This window comes from Citrobacter sp. wls826 (assembly GCF_005281245.1).
In the GTDB taxonomy this organism is placed as follows: domain Bacteria; phylum Pseudomonadota; class Gammaproteobacteria; order Enterobacterales; family Enterobacteriaceae; genus Citrobacter; species Citrobacter braakii.
Window position 1 is genome coordinate 2,585 of the sequence record NZ_SZWS01000053.1, and the last position, 5,143, is coordinate 7,727.

Below are 5,143 nucleotides of genomic sequence, written 5' to 3' on the forward strand. Positions count from 1 at the left end.
GCGGAATAAGGGTATTAAACCCAACGGGTAATTTTCATATGAATTAACTATTTGAGAAGGAATTTGAAATGGCTCGAACAGCTAACCAATTGAAATTATTGGATGTATTAAGGGGTTTTGAAAAAACTAAGAAATTATTCACTATTGCTGATTTAGCTGCTGAAACTGGTTATACTGAAAACAGTATAAGAAAATATATAAATGAGAAATTAAACGGAATATATGTAAATAGTTTAAATGGTAAATTATGGAAGTGTGAAGGAATACAGCGAATATCCAATGATGATTTTATAAGTTTAATGTCACAATCTTTAAAAGCAAAAAGTCTAACGCCAGAATTAAAAATTTATAAGTCACTGCTAAAAAGAAGTTTGGATGCTTTTGTTTTATCATTAGAAGTCTATAATAGACCAACACTTGATAATCGAGTAGAAGCATTTTGTATACTATCAGTGAATGCTTGGGAGCTATTGTTAAAAGCGGAAATACTTAAGTACTCAGGCATGGATTCAGTTTTTAAGAAAAATGGATATTCTATAAGTGTAACGGATGCAATTAACAAAAGGTTGCAGCAAAATGATCCTGTTAAGAAAAATCTAGATACTTTAATTGAACTTAGAGATGGCGCTATACACTTATTATTACCTGAATTACAACCGGAGCTTTCTCGTCTTTTTCAGGCTAATGTTTTAAATTATCAACAGCGTTATTTGAAAGAAACAGGTATGTCACCATTAGCTGGACAGAGTGTCGGAATGTTAAGCTTAGTTGTGGATGGTCCTAAAAGTGATATAGCCACTATTAAAGAAAACTATGGTGAAATGACTGCAAATGTTGCAAGTGAGTTTCTGACAAGATTTCATAAAGCCACTAAAGAAAAAAACTCGAATGAATTTAGTATATCAATTGACTACAAGCTTACACTTACTAAATGTGAGAAAGATAGTGATTTGTCATTGGGTTTAGGAAATCAAGGTAGCAATGCAATAATTATTCGAGAAACTAGAGATCCTGATATAACCCATCCATATTACCAAGGTTCAGCAATTGAAAAAATAAATAGTCAACAGAAAAATATTGTGCTCACAAGGTTTTCTTTTACCGCAATTATTAAGAAGCATAATATACAGAAATCTAAACGATCTGATATGCATTATACTATTGATAATAGACATCGTTATTCTGAGAAATTCATACAGTGGGTTATTAAAAACTTAGAACAACCTGGATGGATAGAAGAATCAACAGCCCATTACAAAAAAATCATTAAAAAATAAAGATTTTGGCGGAGATCACAGGAGTCGCATTTGATTGTTAATCTATTGATTTAATAAAAATGTTTTGTGTTGGATAAATGAGTAACCCCCATAAGTACCCCCAAATGATTTTCCTTGTGGGGTTTGGGGGCGTTCTGCGCTACTTTTTAGGCTCTGTTTTCCACTGTAGCAAAGCGGCAATATCCTTCTCGCCTTCGGCTTCTTTTAAGCGGCGCTGCTGCTCAGCAAACTGACTATATTCCGCCTGGGCTTTTTCATCGGCCATTTTCTTACTGACCGTACCGGCACCTTGCAAAACCTCACGGTCGTTAAATTGCAGGAACTGATCCAGCTTATCCTGCCAGTCGCGCAGAAATACCTGCTGACGGCGGCGGGCCTGATCTTCGGCAAAATCCAGCCACATGTTAACCACGCGGTTAAGTTCGCTGATCTCATCCTGGCTGAGATAGTTTTTCGCCACCGTCACATCACCTTTACGCACTTCTTCACCTTTATAGCTGGTCAGCCCCATATGCGGCTGGCTGGCGTCAGCTCGTCGATGAATGAGTTCAGCAGCGGTATGACCGGTACAGGCGAAATGCAGCTTATTCTGAATAGTTTGAAAAAACTGCGTGGTTTCTTTCAGTGATGGCTGATAGTCAGCGGCTAACGCAAAAATCTCCCGAACCCGCAAATACACCCGACGTTCGCTGGCGCGGATATCGCGGATGCGTTCGAGCATCTCATCGAAGTAATCGGGCACAGCAGAAGAACCAACGGGCGGATTTTTCAGCCGCTCATCGTCCATCACAAAACCTTTGATCAGGTATTGCTGGAGCGTCTGGGTTGCCCACTGGCGGAATTGGGTGCCGCGAGGGGAACGAACGCGATAACCGACAGCAAGTATTGCTTCGAGGTTATAGTGATCTATCTCTCTGGAAACCTGACGTTTTCCTTCCTGGCGAACTATCCGGAGTTTCCGGATAGTTGAGTTTTGACCAAGTTCCCCTTCAGAAAAAATGTTGATTAAATGCTCGTTAATGGTACGAACATCTTTATCGTACAGATCAGCCATTGATGCCTGGGATAACCAGATTGTGTCTGATTCAAAGCGACATTCAACACGCACACTCCCGTCATCACTGGCAAACATAATAAATTCGCCTGTTGGGGATTGTGATAGGTGTTTATCTGTCATGTCGCCTCCGTTTTAACCAGACTTATAACGCTACAATCAACGTAGTATGCCAGAGATCGATCCTGGATAAAGAAAGCTAAAAAGAGATGTGATTTAAGAAGAACTTACTTGAGGCATTTTGGCGGAAGATCACAGGAGTCGAACCTGCCCGGGAACGCTGGCGTCCCCAACTGGATTTGAAGTCCAGCCACCTCACCGGAGATGACGATCTTCCGCGCCTCGATTGCTACATGGAGGCGGGGCGCATTATAGCTACTTCCAAACGTTTCCACACCCCCTCACTCACTTTTTTAACTTCCGTTTCTCTATACCATGACCAGTTTCAAATAAATCCCCGCAAAATCCATTACTTACACTTAGACACATTTTTAGACGCTACGCTGATCACAGAAAACAAGAATCGTAATTTGATAACGAGATATCGGAATACCCGCGCTCACAGGGATGGTTTACAAGAACTGTAACCGGTATCAGGGCGTGTGAAAGTGCTAACAAGGATGCGTAATGAAAAGTGAAATTCTGTCTGTTAAAGAGAAGATTGGCTACGGAATGGGCGATGCGGCTAGCCACATTATCTTCGATAACGTCATGTTATATATGATGTTCTTCTATACCGATATTTTTGGTATCCCAGCCGGATTTGTCGGCACCATGTTCTTACTGGCCCGCGCGCTGGATGCCATCTCAGACCCTTGTATGGGGTTGCTGGCTGACCGTACCCGTTCGCGCTGGGGGAAATTCCGCCCATGGGTGTTGTTTGGCGCACTGCCGTTTGGTCTGGTTTGCGTGCTGGCCTACAGCACGCCGGATCTCAGCCTGAACGGCAAAATGATTTATGCCGCAATCACCTACACGCTGCTGACCCTGCTTTATACCGTGGTCAATATTCCCTACTGCGCGCTGGGCGGCGTGATCACTAATGACCCAACGCAGCGTATCTCCCTGCAATCATGGCGCTTTGTGCTGGCGACGGCGGGCGGCATGCTCTCCACCGTGCTGATGATGCCGCTGGTGAATCTGATTGGTGGCGAGGATAAAGCGTTCGGCTTTCAAGGCGGGATTGCGGTGCTCTCCGTGGTGGCGTTCCTGATGCTGGCGTTCTGCTTCTTCACTACCAAAGAACGCGTGGAAGCGCCGCCGAGCACCACCTCTATGCGTGAAGACCTGCGCGACATCTGGCAAAACGACCAATGGCGCATCGTCGGCCTGCTGACCATCCTCAATATTCTGGCCGTCTGCGTTCGTGGCGGGGCGATGATGTATTACGTCACCTGGATTTTGGGTAAGCCGGAGGTGTTTGTCGCCTTTCTCACCGCCTATTGCGTCGGCAACCTGATCGGCTCTGCGCTGGCAAAACCGCTGACCGACTGGAAATGCAAAGTCAGCGTCTTCTGGTGGACCAACGCTGCGCTGGCGGTAGCGAGCCTGGCGATGTTCTTTGTGCCGATGCACGCCAGCATCACCATGTTTATCTTTATTTTTGTCATTGGTGTACTGCACCAGCTCGTTACGCCAATCCAGTGGGTAATGATGTCCGACACCGTTGATTACGGTGAATGGTGCAACGGTAAACGCCTGACGGGGATCAGCTTTGCGGGCACGTTGTTCGTGCTCAAGCTGGGTCTGGCGCTCGGCGGGGCGCTGATCGGCTGGATGCTGGCGGGCGGGGGCTACGACGCCGCCGCGAAAACCCAGAACAGCGCCACCATTAACATCATCATCGCCCTGTTCACCATTGTCCCGGCGATTTGTTACCTGCTGAGTGCCGTGATTGCCAAACGCTTCTATACCCTGAAAACGCCGTATCTGACGGAAATTATGAGTCAGTTGGCTCAGGGCGCGCGCCGCAACCAGCAGGATTTCACGACGAAAGAATTACAGAACTAAGGAACTGACGATGAAAATTAGCGATGGAAACTGGCTGACCCAACCTGGACTAAATTTAATACACCCAATTCAGGTGTTCGACGTTGAACAGCAGGGTAACGAGATGATTGTCTACGTTGCGCCGCGCGATGTGCGTGAACGTACCTGGCAACTGGATACCCCACTCTTCACCTTACGCTTTTTCTCGCCGCAGGAAGGGGTGGTGGGGGTACGTATGGAGCACTTCCAGGGCGCGCTGGATACCGGCCCACATTACCCGTTGAATGTGTTGCAGGACGTCAATGTTGAGATGCGAAACACCGCTGAATTTGCCGAACTGAAGAGCGGCAATCTGAGCGTTCGGGTGACCAAAGGCGAGTTCTGGTCGCTGGATTTCCTGCGTAATGGTGAACGTATTACCGGCAGTCAGCTAAAGAATAGCGGTTACGTGCAGGATACCCACAGCGGGCGTAATTATATGTTTGAGCGTCTGGATTTGGGCGTGGGGGAAACGGTGTACGGGCTGGGCGAGCGTTTTACCGCGTTGGTACGTAACGGCCAGACGGTGGAAACCTGGAACCGCGATGGGGGCACCAGTACCGAGCAGTCTTACAAGAACATCCCGTTTTATCTCACCAACCGCGGCTACGGCGTGCTGGTGAACCATCCGCAGTGCGTGTCGTTTGAAATCGGCTCTGAGAAAGTGTCGAAAGTGCAGTTCAGCGTTGAAAGCGAGTATCTGGAATATTTCGTCATCGACGGCCCAACGCCGAAGGCGGTGCTGGATCGCTATACCCGCTTTACCGGCCGTCCGGCGTTGCCG

The 5,143-nt window shown here is 46.8% G+C and carries 3 protein-coding genes, 1 tRNA gene and 1 pseudogene; 3 read left to right on the forward strand and 2 right to left on the reverse strand.

The genetic code is table 11. From position 1 onward, the window contains the following. Positions 1–68: 68 nt before the first annotated feature. Positions 69–1,277 carry a DUF3644 domain-containing protein gene (locus tag FDW87_RS12485; protein ID WP_137379810.1) on the forward strand — a complete coding sequence of 403 codons (1,209 nt, stop codon included), beginning with the start codon at positions 69–71 and terminating at the stop codon, positions 1,275–1,277. A 139-nt stretch (positions 1,278–1,416) separates the two neighbouring features. Here the strand turns inward: FDW87_RS12485 and FDW87_RS12490 are convergent, their stop codons facing one another. Continuing rightward, positions 1,417–2,454, reverse strand: coding sequence for a virulence RhuM family protein (locus FDW87_RS12490; RefSeq protein ID WP_137379811.1), 1,038 nt, complete (start codon positions 2,452–2,454; stop codon positions 1,417–1,419). A 119-nt stretch (positions 2,455–2,573) separates the two neighbouring features. Then, a tRNA-Sec gene (locus FDW87_RS12495) sits at positions 2,574–2,668 on the reverse strand. Between the two features lie 290 nt (positions 2,669–2,958). Between FDW87_RS12495 and FDW87_RS12500 the strand changes: the two genes are divergently transcribed. Together FDW87_RS12500 and FDW87_RS22470 are read left to right on the forward strand one after the other, a co-directional pair. Beyond that, complete coding sequence (locus FDW87_RS12500) at positions 2,959–4,341, forward strand: glycoside-pentoside-hexuronide family transporter (RefSeq protein ID WP_016157778.1); 1,383 nt, start codon at positions 2,959–2,961, stop codon at positions 4,339–4,341. A gap of 10 nt (positions 4,342–4,351) precedes the next feature. After that, a pseudogene (locus FDW87_RS22470) lies at positions 4,352–5,143 on the forward strand (alpha-xylosidase); the annotation flags it as partial.